We start from the raw sequence: 18,707 nt of genomic DNA on the forward strand, positions 1-18,707 counted from the left end.
TGCAGGAAGCATTGGAATACGGACAAAGTGCCGCCTGATTGTTATTTTGTGGGTTAAAACATTGATTTTTCAAGGTGCTAAGCTTATTTTTAATGTGGGAAGTTTGAGTTTAATAATATAATTTCCCATAATCCGGGTATTGTTCTTCCAGATCCGTTATTTTCAAATAGTCAAACTGATAAAAATATCTTATAATTCAAATGTCTCCAGATCATCCGGGATCAGAAGATTTCCTTTATAGTATTCTCTTCCTTCTTCTGTATAGAGTTCTTTTCGTCTGGAAATATTTTTGTCCTCTGTGTGGTACAGAATCAGATTATCCACATTCAGTTCCTGTGCCAGCTGACAGGCATCCTTAACTGTAGAATGATGTTTCTCGTACGGTTTGAATTTGTCTGCCTGGGAAAACAGACAGAACGCTTCATGAAGAAGCCAGGTGCTGTTCACCGCATATTTTTGTTCGCATTCATTATATGGCTCATCTCCGCAACAGGTCAGTTTCTTACCGTCTGCGTATTCCATACAGAACCCGAACTGTTTTGCTTTTGTAGACAGGATATCGAAAAAGGTTACCTTATGTCCAAGAATTTCTCTTTCTTCTCCATCTTTTACCTCTTCCAGATAAACTTTCTCTCCAATGTACTTTGTTTCCTTTGGTGTCAGGAGCATCTCGGACATTTGTTTCAACAGGCTGATTACTTCATCATGTCCGTAAATTGTCACCTCACCGTCAAACTGTCCTCTTGCCATTCCCTGACAGTACATGCGTAACATCCAGATAATTCCCAGCAGATGGTCGATATGCTTGTGCGTAACAAAAATCGTGCTGATATCTTTCCAGCTGATTCCTGCATCCTCCAGCTGTTTCAGAATCGTGCTTCCGCCACCGCCGTCTATCATGAAGTATTCGCTGCCTTCATTTAAAGTAAAGCAGGTATTATAGCATTTTGTTACTTTCGCATTTCCGGTTCCCAGTATTGTAAGTTTCATTTCTCTGTATACCTCCTGGTTATTTCATTTGAATTTTCTCTTCCAAAGATTCCTGCTGCCGGTACAGCAATTTCTCTTTCCTGTAAGTATACCACAGAAAAGAAAAGTGTTCCATCTTCGCAGAACACTTTTCTTCTATATTATATATCATTTGTTACCGGACACGAAATGGACAGTAACATCACTTACATCCTTCACAGGACGCAGTACATGGATTGTCAAAACTTGGATTAAATGCATAGAAATTCTTGGCATCCAGTTCTTCCTGAATAGAGCGGAGTGCTTCCCCGAATCTCTGGAAGTGTACCACTTCCCTTGCACGAAGGAATTTGATTGGATCTGCAATTTCAGGCATATCGCGCACCACACGAAGGATGTTGTCATAAGTAGAGCGTGCTTTCTGCTCTGCAGCAAGGTTTTCAAACAAGTCTGTGATCGGGTCTCCTTTACTCTGGAATTCACAGGCATTAAACGGAACCCCACCGGCTGCCTGTGGCCAGACACCTACTGTATGATCAATATAGTAAGGACCCAAACCGGACTTCTCAATTTCTTCCATAGAAAGGTCACGCGTGAGCTGATGCACGATCGTAGATACCATCTCAAGATGTGCCAGTTCTTCTGTGGCAACATCGTTTAGCACAGCCGCAGCCATACGGTTCGGCATGGTAAATCTCTGTGAAAGATACCGCATAGATGCACCAATTTCTCCGTCCGGTCCACCATACTGGCTCATGATATACTGTGCGATCTTCGCATTGGGCTGTGTAATATTTACGGGATACTGGAGTCTCTTTTCATAATTCCACATAAACTATCTGCACCCTCCTTCCTTTTCCCATGGAAATGGCTGCTCCATCCATTTCCAGACAGATTCCTCGGTCCAGACTGTGCTGTCGATGGTGAGAGGGCCGTATATTTCAGCGTATTCTTTCAATAGTTTCTTTCGCTCCTGTACAAGTTCCCGGCAATAGACAAGGGCTTTTTCATCACAGGGATGTGTATCGAGATATAAATTCATATCATTTACAGCAAAACTGACCTCATTAATTCGGGCCATAAGCTGTTGTCTGGAACAATTCTGTTTCATCGACGCACACCTCTCTTTCCGCAAAACGGCTTGCATAACTGAGGAAAAATGGTTCCCACATTCAGCGCATACTGCAATGGAAAGTTCTCGGTAAATTCCTGGCAGGGTACATAGGCCATCGCAGGCTCCAGATGCTGCAAATGAGAAAACATCTCATCATTTTTCCCCTTACTTTCAGGCATTACACAATTACAGGAGTTTTTATTTCTACAGGAACATTCCTGGTTATTCATTTCCCTGTCAGCAGGCTGAGGTCTGTTCATACCGCAGGTTCTGTTATAAGGCCTGCTGCATGCGCGTCTCATCCGATAATTCTCCATAAACAATTCCTTTCTTTATATTAAAGTTTTTTGTTTACTCTATATTTTATGTTATATCTTCTGTTTTGTGCTTTTCATCATAACAGCATCTGTCAAAAAACATATACTTATCATAACATCTCACAGAATTATAACTGGCAAGAATACGTAAAATATGACATACCCCAAAAGAACTTTTCGATTGAAACAAGACATTGATTTGATGCGGCAATTTGGTTTCGTTAAATCACAAAAAATTCATATTTACAAATAGTTCTAACAGTGCTATAGTATCCTTGCTTTATTAGCAACAAAAAAGCAAATACATTATATAAACGGGGCTGTTTCATATAAATCTTTATGTGACAGCCCCCTTATTGGAGGAATTATGCAGATAATTATTGTTGGGTGCGGTAAAGTTGGACGTACCCTGGCAGAACAGCTTCAGGAAGAAGAATCCGATATTACTCTGATAGACGTTTCTTCTAACGTGATCAATTCCCTTCAGGACGACATTGACGCCATGGGAATCGTCGGAAACGGCGCCAGCATCAATACTTTGATGGAAGCAGGAATTGAGAATGCGGATATCCTGATTGCAGTAACCGGTTCTGATGAAATGAACCTTCTGTGCTGTCTGATCGCACAGAAAACCGGACACTGCCAGACCATCGCCCGCGTCCGTAATCCTATCTATGCCAAAGAAATCAGCTTTATCAAGAAACGCCTTGGTGTTACCATGATCATCAATCCGGAACTTGCAGCTGCACAGGAGATTTCCCGTCTGCTGCGTTTCCCTTCTGCGATCAAAATTGACACCTTTGCCAGAGGCCGTGTGGAAATGCTTAAATTCAAAGTTCTTCCTGAATTTGACCTGGATGGCATGACTATTTCCCGCATTACAGAGAAGCTTCGCTGCGATGTTCTGTTCTGCGCAGTAGAGAGTCGTGATTCTGTTTCCATCCCTGGTGGTAATTATGTGATACACAATGGAGATATGGTTTCCATCCTTGCATCACCGGTAAATGCAGCAGCATTTTTCAAAAAGATCGGACTTAAAACCAATCAGGTAAAGAACGCAATCATCGTCGGCGGCGGTACCATCTCTTATTATCTGACAAGAGCTCTGCTTGACATGAACATCTCTGTAAAGATCATCGAACAGAATGAACAGCGTTGCGAAGCTTTAAGCGATCTGCTTCCTGACGCAACGATCATCAACGGTGACGGTACAGACCGTTCTCTTCTTATGGAAGAAGGCCTGGCCCGCGCAGAGGCGTTTGTATCACTCACCAATATGGACGAGGAGAATGTATTTCTGGCACTTTTTGCCAAAACAATTTCCAAAGCCAAACTGGTGGCAAAAGTAAACCGACTCTCCTTTGATGATGTCATTGACAGTCTTGATATCGGAAGTGTTATTTATCCGAAATATATTACTGCCGACTATATCCTGCAGTATGTACGTGCCATGCAGAACAGTATCGGAAGTAACATTGAAACCCTCTATCACATCCTGGATAATCAGGCAGAAGCTCTGGAATTTGCCATCCGTGAGAATTCACCGGTAGTCGGCATTCCACTGTCTGATCTGAACCTGAAAAAGAATCTTCTTGTAGGTTATCTGAACCGGAATGGTCAGGTAAAGATTCCACGTGGTCAGGATACCATTCAGGTTGGTGACACTGTAATCATCGTAACCACCCACAAAGGACTGCGTGATATCACAGACATTCTGGAGAAGTAAAGGAGCCGGCTTATGAATTATTCCATTATTATTTATATCATCGGAATGATCCTGAAACTTGAGGCAGCATTCATGGTTCTTCCTATCGTCACCTCTTTGATTTATCAGGAAACATCCGGCTTTGCTTTTCTGATCACTATCATACTGTGTCTGGCGATCGGAATTCCTCTTACATGGAAGAAGCCAACACGAAAGGCTTTTTATACAAAAGAAGGTTTCGTAACTGTAGCACTGAGCTGGATCGTTCTGAGTATCATGGGCGCGATTCCATTTGTGATCAGTCACAGTATTCCAAATCCTATTGATGCACTGTTTGAAACCGTTTCCGGTTTTACCACAACAGGAGCCAGTATTCTGAATAACGTAGAGGCACTTCCTCACTGTATGCTGATCTGGCGAAGTTTCACTCACTGGATCGGAGGTATGGGAGTTCTGGTCTTTATCCTCTCTCTTCTGCCTCTTACCGGCGGCTATCACATGAACCTGATGAAAGCCGAAAGCCCGGGACCTTCTGTGAGTAAACTTGCTCCAAAAGTACAGTCAACTGCAAAGATCCTGTATACCATTTATTTTGCAATGACTGTTGTTCAGATGATTCTACTTCTCCTTGGCGGCATGCCTCTTTTTGATACGATCTGTACAGCTTTCGGTACAGCCGGTACCGGTGGATTTGGTATCAAGAATGACAGTATGGCAAGTTACAGTCCGTATCTGCAGAATGTCATTACCGTCTTTATGATTTTATTCGGCGTCAACTTTAATGCTTACTTCTTTATTCTCACCAAGAAGTTCGCCCAGGCGTTTAAGATGGAAGAAGTGCGTTACTATTTCGGAATCATTGGTGCTGCAATCCTGATCATCACCTGCAACGTCTACCATATTTTCGGAAGTGCCGGAAAAGCATTCCAGCAGGCTGCCTTCCAGGTTGGTTCTATTATTACTACCACCGGATATGCAACCACTGATTTCAATATGTGGCCGGAGATTTCACGAACAATACTGGTACTTCTGATGTTCATCGGTGCCTGCGCAGGAAGTACAGGCGGTGGTATCAAAGTTTCCAGAATCCTGATCCTGTGCAAAACGGTACGCAAGGAGCTGCATATTTTCCTGCATCCGAATGCTGTAAAGAAAATAAAAATGGATGGCAAAGCCATCCCTCACGAAGTAGTCCGTTCTACTAATATTTTCTTTATCGTATATGTGCTGATCTTCGCAGCCTCCATATTCCTGATCGCATTTGATGATTTCGATCTGATCACGAATTTTACATCAGTTGTGGCAACATTCAATAACATCGGACCTGGTCTTGAACTCGTAGGACCTACCGGAAACTTCAGTATGTTTTCCTGTTTCTCCAAACTGGTTCTCACATTCGATATGCTTGCAGGCCGACTGGAAATCTTTCCACTGCTGCTGTTATTCGTAAGAGATACATGGAAGAAATTTTAAAAATATTTCTGATAAAAAAGTTTTTCTTTTTACATTATGTTCATACTTTATTCACAACTATTGGATATAATAATATTCAGAAAGATGATGAGTCTTTCTTATAAATATTTTTCTTTTTCATACGCGCCGGTACGAAAGTACCGGCCTCCTTCCATTTATAGGAGTTTTTTTATTTTATAACGCTTTTTTGAACTCCCTCATAATCAAATGCCGGAATGAAACTCTCTCTGGCCGTTTCTCCATCCTGAAAGAATCCATTTTCAATCCCGATCTCAAATGCATAATCCAAAACTTTTTCATACTCTCTTCCTGTCACTCGCCGATTCAATTCCAGATATTCCTTCTGCTCAAAGACTGGTGTGTACTGATTCATAATGCTGATATAAATCTGAGCTCCGAATGTCCGGTTCAGAACTTTCAGCACCTCTTTGGAATTCTTTGTATGCCCCGGCAAGATAAGATGGCGTACAATCGTACCTCTCCGGATATAACCATTCTCATCAAACTGCACCGCGCCTGTCTGACGCACCATTTCCTGTACTGCCAGCAATGCCTTCTCCGGATAATCTGATGCATGGGAAAACTTCTGGGCAAGCTCACTCTGGGCATATTTATAATCCGGCAGATAAACATCCACATATCCTTCCAGCAGTTTCAATGCTTCCACGTTTTCATATCCGCCACAGTTATAGACAACCGGAAGATTTAATCCCTGTTTTCTTGCCAGATCCAGTGCTGTGATAATCTGGGGGATATAATGTGTTCCTGTTACCAGATTGATATTGGCAGCGCCTTTTCCCTGCAGTTCCAGAAAAATCTCAGAAAGTCTCTCCACTGAAATCTCAAGTCCACTGTCTCCGATCGCTATATCCCTGTTCTGACAGAAACAACACCTCAGGTTACATCCTGTAAAAAAAACCGCACCTGAACCTCTGCTGCCGGAAATGCACGGTTCCTCCCACATATGCAGTGCTGCTCTCGCCACTCTCAGTTTCCCGTCCATTCCACAATAACCTGTTCTTCCTGCCAGTCTGTCTGCCTTACAGTTTCTCGGACATAAACTACAGTTTTCAAGGATTTTGTTTCCTGTCTTCTGGTTCTCTGTCTTCTGGTTCTCTGCTTTCTGTGTTTCCGCTTTATCTCCACATTTTTGTATCTCTAATGTACCTGTTTTCACTTTCCTCTGTCCTTTTCTCTTATGTTTTTCTGAAAATACCCGTTTATCACGGATGATGTTCTGTTTTTCTCTTATGCTCTTTTCGATGACTTCTCTTTCATTTCAGAGTTTTATCTCTCCGGCATAAGCCTCACTGATACGTAAATCCATTATACTACATTCCCTGTTCCCGTCTATTCATATTTTACAATTTCTTTTTTCAGACGTTTCATAATCCGCTTCTCCAGCCTTGAAATATAAGACTGGGAAATACCCAGAAAGTCTGCCACCTCTTTCTGTGTTTTCTCTGTGCTGTTATCCTTACCCAGGCCGAATCTCAGACGGATAATGGTCTGTTCCCTTGGTGAAAGCTTACTGATTGCTTTGGAAAGCAGGGAAATCTCCACCTCATCCTCCAGACGTTTGGAAATCACATCCTCATCCGTTCCCAGAATGTCAGACAACAGCAGTTCATTTCCATCCCAGTCTACATTAAGGGGCTCATCAATGGAAACTTCCATCTTGGTCTTACTGTTACGCCTCAGATACATCAGGATCTCATTTTCGATACATCTTGATGCATAAGTAGCAAGTTTAATATTCTTTACCGGATTAAATGTATTGATTGCTTTGATCAGACCGATGGTTCCAATAGAAATCAGATCCTCTACTCCTACTCCTGTATTATCAAACTTCCGTGCAATATATACCACAAGCCTTAAATTATGTTCAATAAGAATTGATTTCGCCTCTTCTTCCTGCCCTGTTCCAAGCTTCTGCAGTACAAACGCCTCCCGCTGCGGTTCCAGCGGTGCAGGTAAAACATCGTTCCCGCCAATATAAAAAACATCTCCCGAACGGTTCATCACCATTCTCGAAACTACCTGAAATGGATAACAGCTCATAGTCACAACCCCTCCCGTTAAAGTAATCTGGAATTCAAAAGTACTTCGTATTCCCTACCAAAAGCGGATGTATCAAGCGAAAATGCAAGCACTGGTCTGTCCACACAGACAACTTTTGTCGGAGTCTGAATACAAAGTTTCTCCAGCGTAACAGCCAGCATCATCCCCTGCTCTTTTCCAATGCTGTGAAAAAAAATAAAGTGTGGATGAAGCCCTGTGACTTCTGTACTTTGTATCTCCCCAGGATTTTCTTTCAGGTGTTTCAAACATTTCACTGTTTCTTTCGAACATATCTCGGACAAAATATCCAGCGTACTTACTGATACCGGTTTTCCATTCACGGAATCCACAAGCAGATTTCCTGAGTCATAAAACCCCTGACATTCATATCCCTTTTCTCTGTAAAAGATCGTCACAGGATAAATGTTCTTTGCCCGTATTCTCAAAGAATCCATCAAATACGACAATGCAGTACTTCCAAACCAAGTCGCGGCTGCCAGGATCAGAAACATCTTCGGTGTCAGATTCTCACTGGAAATTACTTCCCAGAATCCTCCACACAGAAATGCAGCAAAATATAGCGTAAGAACTGCTTTAAGCAGCAGGCTTCCCCTTTTCAGATCACATCCGATCACCAGCATTCCCGCTGCACAGCCACCATGTAGCAGGACCAGTGCCGGAAGATAAATCTCAGTTTTCAGACAGGAACGAAGGTAAATAATCCCACAGGAGAATAGTGCTCCTGTTACTGCTCCCAGAAGTATTCGTTTTCTGTTTCTGGGACATTGGAATAAAATTCCTGTAAATCTGAGTAGTATGTAATCTATCAGGAGATTTGTGAAAAATACCACATCTATGTATATCTCATAACGCATTTCCTTCCTCCCGTCTGCTGTCAGCCAGACATTCACTTCGGTAAGTGTTACTCATTATACGGGATGAAACGCGCGGATTTTGTCAAAAGAGCGGATGTGCCGCTTAGAATTTATCGCACTAAATCGACGAATTTTTCTTACCGGTTTTATTGACATATTCCACAACATAGAATAAAATGATAGATAATTTCTATGTTTTATTCAGGTGTTTTTTATATATAACCTATACTTGGCCTCCTGCAGACAGCAGCGGCATACCTGATACGAAACAGACTGGAGGACTTTTTATATGAGTATGAGTACAATCACCGGACACACAGGTCTTACTGCACTTCTGGGTAGTCCAGTAGCACACAGTATTTCCCCTTTAATGCACAATGAGGCATTCCGGCTTCTGGGACTTGATTATGTGTATCTGTGTTTTGACGTAAATGAAGAGACACTTCCTGCAGCAGTTGCAGGTTTAAGAACATGCGGTATCCGTGGTTTCAACCTCACGATGCCGAATAAGAATAAGATTGTAGAACTGGTAGATGAACTTTCCCCTGAGGCGCAGCTGATCGGAGCTGTCAATACGGTTCTCAATGATAATGGAAAGTTGATCGGATATAACACTGACGGATATGGTTTCATGCAGTCTGTACGCGATGCAGGACATGACATCACAGGAAAAAATATCACAGTTATGGGAGTAGGTGGAGCGTCCATGGCAATCTGTGCACAGTCCGCACTGGATGGAGCAAATTCTGTACATATCTTCGCCAGACGTACCAGCAGATACTGGAACCGTACTCAGAAATTTGCCGAGAACCTCAGCGCCAAAACAGGATGTGAGGTCTGTCTTTTTGACAATGATGACCATAAAGCGCTGAAAGATTCCATCGCGCAAAGTTATCTGCTGATCAATGCGACTTCCGTAGGTATGATTCCTGATATTGATGATACCATTATCAAAGACACTTCCCTGTTCCGCCCGGAATTGGTAGTTGCAGATGTTGTCTATGAACCTCAGGAAACCCGTCTTCTCAGAGAAGCAAAAGCTGTCGGATGTCAGACCTTTAACGGAATGTACATGCTCCTTCATCAGGGCGCCAAAGCCTTTAAGATCTGGATGGGACAGGATATGCCGGTTTCTATTATCAAAGAAAAATTTTTCTCTGTAAAATAAATTCAGATACGACATCTGTTTCTCTGATCAATCTGAATCAGGAGGATATCCGTAACAGAAACGAACCGATGGCTTTCTTGATCTTAGTCAAGCGGATATTTTCAATTAAAGCGGAAGGCTTACTTGATTCGATTAAAGATTAACTGAATACCCAAAAACAAAAACGTCATAAAATGATTTCTTCCGCATTCATTGAATCGAATTTCATTTTGTGACGTTTTTTTATTACAAATTTCCCACTATTTTATCTTTTATGATCGCCAGGATTTCTCTTGGAATATATATCAGCAGTCTCCAGGAGCAATATCTGGACGGAATCGGATAAATTTCTCTGCATCCGCATTTCCTTCCAATAGCAGTGCCGCGGAATACATGGAAATTGTTTGTAACCACTCCCACGGAATGATCCAGACCAATCAGCGCCAGACTGAATTTCAGGTTCTCTGCTGTACTGGTAGATTTCTCCTCCAGGATCAGGCGATCCCTGTCAATTCCATGTTCTGTCAGATAATTACACATCGCCTGTGCTTCGGTAATAGATTCTCCCTCTCCTCTTCCACCAGACAGCACTGCTTTCGTATCAGGATTCTCCTCCAGATACTCTAAAGCCCTCCTGGTACGTTCCAGAAGGGCTTTGGTAAGCCGGGTACCCTCTACATGGGCACCAAGCACGATAATATATTCCAGATTTGGATGCTTACTCATTTCTTCCGCAGCAGTATTTGTACTTCTTACCGCTTCCGCATGGACACGGATCATTACGGCCAATCTTCTTAGCCTTAACTACTGTTCCTGATTTCTTCTGCTCAAGATAGAGTTCTTTTCTCTTCTCTGGTGTGAAGATTGCATCCCACTGTGGCAGTTCATACAGCCAGTCAGCACGTGCATCTACCATGTTCTTGTACAAAAGTTCTTTGTCGAAGCACAGAGAAACTTTTGTATTCTCATCCATTGTCTCGATCGGGTTCGGGATCTTCAGACTGTCGTTGATTCCATCAAGGAAACCAACCATTGTCAGAACTTCCTGACCATATTTCTCAGCCAGTTCCTTAACTGTACCGGTTACTACTTCGTCCGGGTTAGTAAGAAGCTGCTCATAAATTCCTTTTTCAATATTAAAATAGTTTGCCCAAAATCTCTGAAGTTTGTTACGGTCTGCCTGCTGGTCATAGGCGATGGAACGCCACTGCTCTAAGATTGTTTTATCGCTCATTTCCTTTATCCTCTTTTCCAATATTTCATAGGTATTATGCCTGTGCGGAAACATATGGAAAACATTCCTCCCACAAGCTTTTTTATTATATCATCTTTTTGATAAAAATACAAACCATATTCTTTGTATTTTTGGTGAATTTTGACTTGTATGGTTACTGGGCACGGAGTAAACAGTAACCTTGTATGTCTCGGGATAGTAGTGTGTAAACAGTAATTTGCTATCAACTATTTCACACCCAATTTCTCCAGTTCTGCTGCTGCCTGTTTGAAAGACTCAAACTGAATCGCATGAATGCCTTCTTTTCTGGCTCCTTCGCAGTTCTCGGCTCTGTCATCCAGAAATACAGATTTCTCCGGGTCGAGATGATAACGGTTCAGCAATGTCTGGTAAATAGCCGGTTCCGGCTTGATCTGTTTTACCTGACAGGAGAAAATAGCTCCGTCCGCATATTTAAGGAATGTAAGTTCATCCTGAGTTTTCTCTAACATATAGGTCGAATAATTAGAGAGAATATAAATATGATAACCTTTATCTTTCAGATATCTGATCCAGGTTTCTGCATAATCCATCATCTCGATAGTCTCACCTGAACGGCGCATGACCTCGCGGATATCATCTGCATATTCCGGAGCTTCTTTTATCATCTGCTCTATATAATATTCTTCCTCTTCACTGCCTCTGTCTCTCTCATCCCAGGTTTTACTCTGAAAAACAACCTTTGCAAGTTTATCCCGTTCCTCTTTCGGAAATCCAAAACCGTCCAGATATTTTTCCCATTCATATTTCACAAGGACTTTACCGACATCAAAAATAATATTCTCCATATCCGAATCTGCCACCTTTTTATTCTTATTCAAAAGTTTATATACCATCCACATCGCATAAGCCAGCAATGGAACCATAATCGCTACTGCAAGTGACGCCTTAAAATAACTCTGCGCGTTTTCACCATTTCCAAATGCAAAAAACATAGGCATACAACACGCAAGAAGCAATATGATGATTGCCACCCATGCCCCGATTTTTTTTAATTTATTATTGTCTTTTTTCATAATCCTCCAATATATTACTTTTTACTAAAGATTCATGCTTTACAGAATTTGTACTATTCCTGTAAATTAATGTCAGGGTCAAAAGACATTTTGCCCTTAACTCGATATCTGGTATCATACAATCTTCAGGATAAAAGACACGCCGGAGAATTCCCCCGGCGTATATCGTCTTATTTATAGCTTTTAATTATTTATTTCTGTAGATAATGTCATCACGTCCCGGACCATTAGAGATCATTGTGATCGGGAATCCAATATGTTCTTCTACGAACTCAACATACTTTCTGCAGTTCTCCGGCAGATCTTCGTATTTCTTGATTCCGCGGATATCGCATTTCCATCCTGGAAGTGTTTCCAGAACCGGTTTTGCTTTCTCAAGCAGTGTAGTTGTCGGGAAGTCTGTTGTTACTTTTCCGTCGATCTCATATCCTGTACAAACCGGAATTTCATCCAGATATCCAAGTACATCAAGAACTGTAAAAGCAACATCTGTAGTTCCCTGCAGACGGCATCCATATTTGGAAGCAACGCAGTCGAACCATCCCATACGTCTCGGACGTCCTGTAGTAGCACCGAACTCACCGCCGTCGCCACCGCGTCTTCTCAGCTCATCAGCTTCTTCGCCAAAGATTTCAGAAACGAATGCACCTGCACCTACTGCACTGGAGTAAGCTTTGCATACAGTAACGATCTGTTTGATCTCATATGGAGGAAGACCGGCACCTACTGCACCATATCCTGCCAGTGTGGAGGAAGAGGTAACCATTGGGTAAATACCATGATCAGGGTCTTTCAGAGAACCAAGCTGTCCCTCAAGAAGAACTTCCTTGCCTTCTTTTAATGCGTTCCACAGATACAGGGATACATCGCATACATATGGTTCAACCATTTTCTTGTATTCCATTAATTCTGCAAACAGCTCATCTACGTTAAGAAGCGGTTTGTGATATAAGTGCTCAAGAAGAATGTTCTTTGTCTCGCATACGCTTGTAAGTTTCTCTCTCAGATGTTCTTCGTCAAAGAGTTCGCTTACCTGGAAACCAATCTTTGCATATTTGTCTGAATAGAAAGGAGCAATACCGGATTTGGTAGATCCGAAGGATTTACCGCCCAGACGCTCTTCTTCGTACTGATCAAAAAGAATGTGGTATGGCATAACCATCTGTGCTCTCTCGGAGATCAGGATCTTCGGAGCCGGAACACCTCTGCTTACTACTTCATTGTACTCTTTGAAAAATACCGGGATATTCAGGGCAACACCGTTTCCGATCACGCTTGTAGTGTGATTGTAGAATACACCTGACGGCAGAGTATGAAGTGCAAATTTACCATAGTTGTTTACGATTGTATGGCCTGCGTTTGCACCACCCTGAAATCTTACGATAATATCAGCTTTCTCAGCGAGCATATCGGTAATCTTACCTTTACCTTCATCTCCCCAGTTAGCACCAACAACTGCTTTTACCATTATAGAATTCCTCCTGTTATTGCGCAACAACACCGGGGTCTCACAGAACAGATCCCGGCTTGCTGCATTTTTATCTTGTTTTGTTATGATCACATATAAATCAGATATAACTGTTCATTATTACACAACTCTGTGTAAATACTGAACAATTACGATCAGACATTGATCTCAGCTTTAACTCCCAACAGCTCCTTGTGAGAATTAAGGATTGGCTGAACTACTGTATTCACAAATCTCTCTGTCTGCTCTTTCGCACGTCCGATATATTTCTTCGGATCCATGGACTTCTGCAGATCTTCCAGAGAAAGATTGAATGCAGGATCTGCTGCGATCAGCTCCAGAAGATTGTTATCCTTACCTTCTACTTTGACAGTCTTGCCTGCCTCCATGGAAAGCTCACGGATACGTTCATGAAGTTCCTGACGGTCACCGCCTGCCTTAACAGCATCCATCATGATATTCTCTGTAGCCATAAACGGAAGCTCAGCCATCATGTGTTTCTCGATAACCTTCGGATAAACAACCAGTCCATCTACAACGTTCAGGCAGAGATCCAGGATTCCGTCGATTGCAAGGAATCCCTCCGGAATGCTCAGACGTTTATTTGCAGAGTCATCCAGAGTTCTTTCAAACCACTGAGTTGCGGATGTGATTGCCGGATTAAGAGCATCTACCATTACATATCTGGAAAGGGAGGCAATACGCTCACTTCTCATAGGATTTCTCTTATAAGCCATTGCGGAAGATCCAATCTGAGATTTCTCAAATGGTTCCTCTACTTCTCTCAGATGCTGAAGGAGACGGATATCGTTGGACATCTTGTGCGCACTTGCTGCGATTCCTGCAAGAATATTAGCAACACGTGTGTCTACTTTACGGGAATAAGTCTGTCCGGATACCGGATAGCATTCCTTGAATCCCATTTTCTCTGCGATCATTAGATCGATCTTATCAATGGTCTCCTGATCTCCGTCAAACAGCTCCAGGAAGCTGGCCTGTGTTCCGGTTGTTCCCTTGGATCCAAGAAGCTTCATTGTTCCAAGAACATATTCCAGATCTTCCAGATCAAGCAGGAATTCCTGTGTCCAGAGTGTTGCACGTTTACCAACTGTAGTCGGCTGTGCAGGCTGGAAATGTGTGAACGCCAAAGTCGGCTGTTCTTTATATTTATCAGCGAAAGCAGAAAGTTCAGCAATGACATTGACCAGTTTCTTGCGTACAAGCTTCAACGCTTCTGTCATTACAATAATATCTGTATTATCACCTACATAACAGGAGGTTGCTCCCAGATGGATGATCCCTTTTGCTTTCGGACACTGTACACCGTATGCGTATACATGAGACATAACATCGTGACGTACCTGACGTTCACGTTCTTTGGCAACGTCATAGTTGATATCCTCTGCATGTGCCTTCAGTTCATCGATCTGCTCCTGTGTAATGTTAAGGCCAAGCTCTTTCTCTGTCTCTGCAAGTGCGATCCAGAGTTTCCTCCATGTACGGAATTTCATATCCGGAGAAAAAATATACTGCATTTCTTTGCTGGCATAACGTTCTGATAAAGGACTTACATATCTGTCTGTACTCATCTTCACTCTCCTGTTTCTTATAGGACTTTATCCTTTTTTATTTCGTTTCTGTACCTGTTCTGAAATGTCGGCAGACCGACACATCAGTACGTACGTTGAAATTATATAACATCATTCTTCTAAAAGCAACTACAAAAACCTTATCCCTGATGGAATTTACCAAGAAATTCTTTCATTCGTGCATGATCTGAGGCAAATACCTCCTGTGGACTTCCTTCTACTGCGATCAGCCCCTTGTCCATAAAGATGATATGATCGGAAATATCTCTTGCAAATGTCATCTCATGAGTAACGATCACCATTGTAATATGTTCTGCAGCAAGGTCTTTGATTACCTTGAGGATCTCACCTGTCAGTTCCGGGTCAAGTGCAGAAGTCGGCTCATCAAAGAACAGGATCTTTGGGTTCATGCACAATGCACGGGCAATGGATACACGCTGCTGCTGTCCACCGGAAAGCTGGAACGGATATGCATTCTCTCTGTCAGCAAGTCCCATCTGTTTCAACAGCACTCTTGCCTGCGCATAAACTTCCTCTTTCTTTCTCTTCTGCACTCTAATCGGCGCATCTGTAATATTTTTTAATACGGAAAAATGCGGAAAAAGATTGAAATTCTGGAATACCAGTCCCACATCTCCCTGCTTGATGATCTCACCACTGTCCGGTGCCTCAAGCCCTGTTGCGCAGCGAAGAAGTGTGGATTTACCGGAACCGGAAGGACCGATAATGCTTAAAACCTTACCTTCCTCTACCTGAAGAGAAATGTCTTTCAATACTTCCAGACTTCCAAAGCTCTTCTTTATATGTTTCATTTCAAATAATACCATAATAATTTTCCTCTCAAATATGATATTTGGTTGTTCACTCTGCGTTTGGTAATACAATTTACAGAACATCGTTTGTGAACAGTAATGATATTTTTTTCAGATCAGACAGACAACATCATCCACTTTGTCATTTCCCTGATTTGTTAAAACTGCCGGGAAATAAAAACTTTTTCCCGGCCTGACTCTTAACGATAATAATTCAGTTTTTTCTCCAGCTTATCCATCACGATTGCAACAAGCAGGTTAAAGATAAAATAGAACACCGCTGCGATCACGAACGGCATCATGGTTGTCTGTGCACTTGCGATCTGCTTTGCAATGGTAAACATCTCCGCAACTGCAACCACGAACGCCAGTGACGTATCCTTTACTAGCGTGATGACCTCGTTTGTCACAGGCGGAAGGATTCTCTTGATCACCTGCGGCAGAATAATCCTGAAAAATGTCTGTACTTTGCTATATCCAAGAATCTTCGCAGCTTCATACTGTCCTGCAGAAATAGATTCAATACCGCCTCTGTAAATCTCTGCAAAATATGCAGCATAGTTGATACTGAATGCAATAAATACCGCGATCAGACTGTATCCCATGGAAATACGGATTCCAAAAATAAAATACGGTCCGAAATATACTACCATCAACTGCAGCATCAGCGGAGTTCCTCTCATAACTGATATGTAGGCAGACACGATTCCACGGATCACCGGATTCTTAGCCATTCTGCCGAAGCAGATCAGCAGTCCCAATGGAAGCGAAAAAATCAATGTCACTACAAAAATCTCTACAGAAACTACCATACCACTGGCAAGCTGCTGCAGCATTACACTTAAAGACATAACTTTTCCTCCAAAAAATTTCTCCTGTACAGTAAGAAAAGAGGGTGCACAAAATGTACCCTCCATTCCTTTTATAATACGGACAGACCTGCACAAACCCGTCCTCTTGTATCATTACTTTTTATCATCGCCATTACATTATCACTATTTTATCTCTATATTGTTCAATCTATAAACAGTGATTCATTGACCACAGCGATCAGGCACAGTGTACTATTCTGCAGCTTCCTCTGTATCTTCTGTCTCAGAAACATCTGCATCAGCATCATCTGCTGTATCATCTTTCTTGTCTGCAGATTCTTCATCATCACTTCCGATGCAAAGCATATCTGCAACTTCATACTGCTCTGCAAGCTTGTCAACTTCACCTGCATCATACAGTTTCAGAACTTCTGCCCATACAGTATCTTTCAGTTCATCATTACCTTTCTTGAAACCAATACCATACTGTTCGCTCTGGATCGGCTCGTCAAGGATCACATATTTGCCTTCTTCTCTCTGGGAAAGCTGATATTTGGCAACACCGATATCTACTGCGATCGCATCTGCTGCTCCGGAATCCAGATTCATAAATGCTGTATTATAATCAGGATTCTCTGTCAGAGAACCAAAGCTTGCTGTCAGATCTTTGTTGTCATCGCTGTTTAATGCATCCAGTGCAGCAGAAGCAGCCTGTACGACTACATTCTTACCAGCCAGATCCTCCAGCTTCTCAATTCCTGAATCAGCAGCAACAACCATTACCTGCTCATTGTTCAGATATGGATCTGACCATGTATAGTCATCCTCACGTCCGTTAATTGTAAATCCGTTCCAGATACAGTCGATAGAACCGGAATTCAGTTCCATATCCTTAGAATCCCAGTTAATTGGTTTCTTTACAAGTTCCCAACCAAGATTGTCACATACTTCCTGTGCAAGATCAAGGTCGAAACCTACATAATCTCCATTATCGTCTTTATATCCGAAAGGAGGATACTCTGCGTCAAATCCTACAGTTAATGTCTTGCTGTCAGCATCTGCGTATACAGAAACAACGCTTGTCATCATAGAAGCTGCCATAATCCCTGCCATAAGTACTGCTAAAGATCTCTTTTTCATGATAAATATCTCCTCTTTATCTGTTTTGTTATTTATCACATAGCCACTCTACCATGTGAAAGTATGTGTTAATCCTATCACACACTTTCTCTTCTGTCAAGTTTAAAAAAGAACCGCTATTGCAGTTCTTTTTTACTCATGATCCTGTACTTCTGTGATATTCTCTGGTAAGCGTTTCAAGCAGCCCGTCCAGATTCTCTTCTTCTGTTTTTTTCTCTGGAATTCCGGCAAAAGAATTCAGTGCCTGTTTCACACTCTCCCTGACTTCTTTTCCCAATCCTTCTTCTACTTTAAGATCTAACAGTATTTTGTCATAGTCCACTTTTTCATGAATACTTCTGTATGCCAGCAGATAAGCTTGCAGGTTCTTTACCGACTGCTCTTTCTGATAAGCCAGTAAGAAGCATTCTGCTGCCTTCTCCATCTGAAAAAGATAACTGTATGCACATCCAAGATTATACACCACAGAAGCCTCAAATCCGGCTCTCTGCTCAGCAAGGTCATCTCTCTCCAGAATCTTCTGATATATCTGGATCGCATTTACATACATCCCATTCTCAACCAGAGCATCCCCTTTTCTCTTCTGACGGACTGCTGTACGCTCTTTGCCAAGTGCTGCAAGCTGACTGTTAAGTTCCTTCATCTCTTCATAAGTCAGATAATTGATCTCTTTAAAAATCGGATACAGCATATCCTCTGCACTTACATTTCTCTCCAGACTCTGTTTCAGTTTTGCTGCCAGTGCCGGAAGTTCCAGTTCCTCCTTGATCCAGGTACATAATTCTTCATTAAAGATCGTATGATCTGCCAGGTAAAGATTGTGGTACAGATAATAGCAGAGTTCTTCTATAGAATAGATATTCATACTGATATTCTCAATAAAATACGGATGCTCTGCTTTCTTTGTCTGACATAAAATATATCCGCTCATTCATC

Annotated in this window: 19 protein-coding genes; 3 read left to right on the forward strand and 16 right to left on the reverse strand. The window is 42.1% G+C overall.

Annotated elements, in window-relative coordinates:
* Positions 1 to 189 precede the first annotated feature (189 nt).
* The 4 genes from ACTNES_RS10460 to ACTNES_RS10475 form a co-directional block, all read right to left on the reverse strand.
* Positions 190 to 990, reverse strand: a complete 801-nt coding sequence (locus ACTNES_RS10460; protein ID WP_320813575.1) for an MBL fold metallo-hydrolase — start codon at positions 988 to 990, stop codon at positions 190 to 192.
* A gap of 181 nt (positions 991 to 1,171) precedes the next feature.
* The gene (locus ACTNES_RS10465; RefSeq protein ID WP_291815995.1) at positions 1,172 to 1,801 is read right to left on the reverse strand and encodes a manganese catalase family protein; all 630 of its coding nucleotides are present in this window, start codon (positions 1,799 to 1,801) and stop codon (positions 1,172 to 1,174) included.
* 3 nt (positions 1,802 to 1,804) lie between these two features.
* Positions 1,805 to 2,080, reverse strand: a complete 276-nt coding sequence (locus ACTNES_RS10470) for a spore coat protein CotJB (RefSeq protein WP_216459752.1) — start codon at positions 2,078 to 2,080, stop codon at positions 1,805 to 1,807.
* Positions 2,077 to 2,400, reverse strand: a complete 324-nt coding sequence (locus tag ACTNES_RS10475) for a spore coat associated protein CotJA (RefSeq protein WP_320813912.1) — start codon at positions 2,398 to 2,400, stop codon at positions 2,077 to 2,079. Before ACTNES_RS10475 ends, ACTNES_RS10470 begins: the two co-directional genes overlap by 4 nt.
* A 367-nt stretch (positions 2,401 to 2,767) precedes the next feature.
* Between ACTNES_RS10475 and trkA the strand changes: the two genes are divergently transcribed.
* Together trkA and ACTNES_RS10485 are read left to right on the forward strand one after the other, a co-directional pair.
* Positions 2,768 to 4,126 carry a Trk system potassium transporter TrkA gene (gene trkA / locus ACTNES_RS10480; protein WP_291811735.1) on the forward strand — a complete coding sequence of 453 codons (1,359 nt, stop codon included), beginning with the start codon at positions 2,768 to 2,770 and terminating at the stop codon, positions 4,124 to 4,126.
* A gap of 12 nt (positions 4,127 to 4,138) precedes the next feature.
* The gene (locus ACTNES_RS10485; RefSeq protein WP_216459754.1) at positions 4,139 to 5,578 is read left to right on the forward strand and encodes a TrkH family potassium uptake protein; all 1,440 of its coding nucleotides are present in this window, start codon (positions 4,139 to 4,141) and stop codon (positions 5,576 to 5,578) included.
* A gap of 169 nt (positions 5,579 to 5,747) precedes the next feature.
* Here ACTNES_RS10485 and ACTNES_RS10490 read toward each other — a convergent pair whose 3' ends face one another.
* From ACTNES_RS10490 to ACTNES_RS10500, 3 genes are all read right to left on the reverse strand, one after another.
* On the reverse strand, positions 5,748 to 6,755 hold the full coding sequence (locus tag ACTNES_RS10490; RefSeq protein ID WP_441039246.1) for a radical SAM protein: 1,008 nt from the start codon (positions 6,753 to 6,755) through the stop codon (positions 5,748 to 5,750).
* Positions 6,756 to 6,928: 173 nt separating this feature from the next.
* Positions 6,929 to 7,639: an RNA polymerase sporulation sigma factor SigE gene (sigE, locus tag ACTNES_RS10495; RefSeq protein ID WP_216459755.1), complete on the reverse strand. Its 711-nt coding sequence runs from the start codon at positions 7,637 to 7,639 to the stop codon at positions 6,929 to 6,931.
* 17 nt (positions 7,640 to 7,656) lie between these two features.
* Positions 7,657 to 8,514, reverse strand: a complete 858-nt coding sequence (locus ACTNES_RS10500) for a sigma-E processing peptidase SpoIIGA (protein WP_441039247.1) — start codon at positions 8,512 to 8,514, stop codon at positions 7,657 to 7,659.
* 295 nt (positions 8,515 to 8,809) lie between these two features.
* Here ACTNES_RS10500 and ACTNES_RS10505 point away from each other — a divergent pair, with 295 nt between their 5' ends.
* Complete coding sequence (locus ACTNES_RS10505; protein WP_291816019.1) at positions 8,810 to 9,682, forward strand: shikimate dehydrogenase; 873 nt, start codon at positions 8,810 to 8,812, stop codon at positions 9,680 to 9,682.
* Positions 9,683 to 9,907: 225 nt separating this feature from the next.
* Here the strand turns inward: ACTNES_RS10505 and ACTNES_RS10510 are convergent, their stop codons facing one another.
* From ACTNES_RS10510 to ACTNES_RS10550, 9 genes are all read right to left on the reverse strand, one after another.
* Positions 9,908 to 10,387, reverse strand: a complete 480-nt coding sequence (locus ACTNES_RS10510; protein ID WP_291811745.1) for a YdcF family protein — start codon at positions 10,385 to 10,387, stop codon at positions 9,908 to 9,910.
* The gene (locus ACTNES_RS10515) at positions 10,380 to 10,895 is read right to left on the reverse strand and encodes an SEC-C metal-binding domain-containing protein (RefSeq protein WP_291811748.1); all 516 of its coding nucleotides are present in this window, start codon (positions 10,893 to 10,895) and stop codon (positions 10,380 to 10,382) included. The genes ACTNES_RS10510 and ACTNES_RS10515 overlap by 8 nt, the downstream gene beginning before the upstream one ends.
* Positions 10,896 to 11,122: 227 nt before the next feature.
* Positions 11,123 to 11,950, reverse strand: a complete 828-nt coding sequence (locus tag ACTNES_RS10520) for an HAD family hydrolase (protein ID WP_253292426.1) — start codon at positions 11,948 to 11,950, stop codon at positions 11,123 to 11,125.
* 187 nt (positions 11,951 to 12,137) lie between these two features.
* On the reverse strand, positions 12,138 to 13,418 hold the full coding sequence (locus ACTNES_RS10525) for an adenylosuccinate synthase (RefSeq protein WP_216459758.1): 1,281 nt from the start codon (positions 13,416 to 13,418) through the stop codon (positions 12,138 to 12,140).
* A 155-nt stretch (positions 13,419 to 13,573) separates the two neighbouring features.
* Positions 13,574 to 15,007, reverse strand: a complete 1,434-nt coding sequence (gene purB / locus ACTNES_RS10530; protein ID WP_441039248.1) for an adenylosuccinate lyase — start codon at positions 15,005 to 15,007, stop codon at positions 13,574 to 13,576.
* Between the two features lie 140 nt (positions 15,008 to 15,147).
* A complete protein-coding gene (locus ACTNES_RS10535) occupies positions 15,148 to 15,834 on the reverse strand; it encodes an amino acid ABC transporter ATP-binding protein (protein ID WP_291811754.1) in 687 nt (228 codons plus the stop codon).
* A gap of 185 nt (positions 15,835 to 16,019) precedes the next feature.
* Positions 16,020 to 16,670, reverse strand: a complete 651-nt coding sequence (locus ACTNES_RS10540) for an amino acid ABC transporter permease (protein ID WP_441039249.1) — start codon at positions 16,668 to 16,670, stop codon at positions 16,020 to 16,022.
* A gap of 213 nt (positions 16,671 to 16,883) precedes the next feature.
* The gene (locus ACTNES_RS10545; protein ID WP_291816003.1) at positions 16,884 to 17,771 is read right to left on the reverse strand and encodes an amino acid ABC transporter substrate-binding protein; all 888 of its coding nucleotides are present in this window, start codon (positions 17,769 to 17,771) and stop codon (positions 16,884 to 16,886) included.
* Positions 17,772 to 17,907: 136 nt separating this feature from the next.
* Positions 17,908 to 18,702, reverse strand: coding sequence for a hypothetical protein (locus tag ACTNES_RS10550; protein ID WP_216459763.1), 795 nt, complete (start codon positions 18,700 to 18,702; stop codon positions 17,908 to 17,910).
* Positions 18,703 to 18,707 lie beyond the last annotated feature (5 nt).

This window comes from Blautia sp. HCP3S3_D9 (genome assembly GCF_052063845.1).
In the GTDB taxonomy this organism is placed as follows: Bacteria; Bacillota; Clostridia; order Lachnospirales; family Lachnospiraceae; genus Blautia_A.